This is a genomic window from Stenotrophomonas terrae, from assembly GCF_001431465.1.
GTDB lineage: Bacteria > Pseudomonadota > Gammaproteobacteria > Xanthomonadales > Xanthomonadaceae > Stenotrophomonas > Stenotrophomonas terrae.
Map to the genome: position 1 here is coordinate 1 of NZ_LDJJ01000024.1, position 1,367 is coordinate 1,367.

Consider the following 1,367-nt stretch of genomic DNA (forward strand, 5'->3'; position numbering starts at 1 on the left):
TGGTGTTGAGACTTCGAAAGAATCGCAGCAGGCGCCCTTTCGCCCGCTGACTGCGCGGAATAGCTCAGGCCGGATCCGCGGCCGGCGCTGCCGGGCGGTGCGCCGCCGCGCTCCAAGCAACGCCGGCAATCAGGCACAGCGCGGCGATCACCTCGATGGCTACCGGCCAGCGCTGCTGCCAGACAAAGCCGTACAGCAGCCCAAACAAGGTCTCGAACACGATCATCTGCCCGCCCAGGGTCAATGGCAGGGCGCGGCTAGCGCGGTTCCAGCAGGCGTTGCCCAGTATCGAGGCGAACACCGCCACCGCTGCCGCCATCATCCAGAAACCGGCCCACTCGCGGCCCGTATGCCCGGCGCCACCGTCGGCGAAGGCCACGGGCGCCAACAGCAGGGCCAAGCCCCCGGTTGCCACCCCGGTCAACAATGACCAGTCATGCCCGGATACATCCGGCACCTTGGCCAGCCAGCGTGTGTTACCTACCGAATAGGCAGTCCAGGACAGTAGCGCCCCCACCCCGCACAGCAGGCCAAGCAAGCGCTGCGTGGTGCTGGCCTGTACATGTGACGAGACGATGGCCTCGTAGCCCATCAGAGCCACCCCTGCCACGCACAAGGCCAGCGCCGGGGCCAGCCGCGACAAGGGCACCGCGCCCGGTTCCCGTGCGCCCACCACCGCCACCAAAACCGGCACCATGCCGACGATCAACGCAGCAGCCCCGCCCCCGCTCCACTGCACGCAAATGGACAGCATGACGAAATAGAGCAGATTGCCCAGCAGGCTCAGCCAGGTCAGCGCGGTCCATTCGGCCTTGCCGATGCGCGCGCGCAGCGTCGGCCAACGCGGCACCAGCAGGATCACTGCAACCAAGCCGTAAATCAGGTAACGCGCCGCCGCCAACTGCATCGGCGAAAAGTCCGCCAGCACGGCTGGCGCCAGGAACACCAGGCCCCATAGCGCGCCGGAAGCCACGCCATTGCCAATACCGAACCACATCCGATCCTTCATCACGCCACCGGGCACCCAGAGATCACACCAGCATCCACGTGCCGGCCTTGTTTGTATTGTCCCAGCCTACGCGGCGATGGGCTGAAACTACGCATCGAAACGGCGGCGGTAGCGGCCCGGCGTGATGCCCAGCGAACGGCGCATGGCGCGGGTCAAGGCGCCCTGGTCGGAGAAGCCTACTTGTTGGGCGATCTGCGCCAGCGACTGGCTACCGCCCGCCAATTGCCGCTGGGCAAGCTGTAGTCGCTGTTGCAGCAGCCATTGCGCCGGGGTAAGCCCGTATTCGCGCTTGAACAGGCCATGCAAGGCTGTCAAGCCGACACCGGCTACCTGCCCCACACGAGCCACCTACCCGACC

General features: G+C 66.6%; 2 protein-coding genes. Both read right to left on the bottom strand.

Annotated elements, in window-relative coordinates:
- Positions 1 to 64: 64 nt before the first annotated feature.
- Positions 65 to 1,009, bottom strand: coding sequence for a DMT family transporter (locus ABB27_RS07815; protein ID WP_057628063.1), 945 nt, complete (start codon positions 1,007 to 1,009; stop codon positions 65 to 67).
- Positions 1,010 to 1,096: 87 nt separating this feature from the next.
- Entirely contained in the window at positions 1,097 to 1,357 is a 261-nt protein-coding gene (locus tag ABB27_RS07820; RefSeq protein ID WP_083491202.1) for a helix-turn-helix domain-containing protein, read from the bottom strand.
- Between the last annotated feature and the right edge of the window lie 10 nt (positions 1,358 to 1,367).

What these genes read in the sequence shown, in the direction of transcription:
- ABB27_RS07815 (WP_057628063.1), bottom strand. Translation starts at nt 1,009, where the DNA reads ATGAAGGATCGGATGTGGTTCGGTATTGGCAATGGCGTGGCTTCCGGC.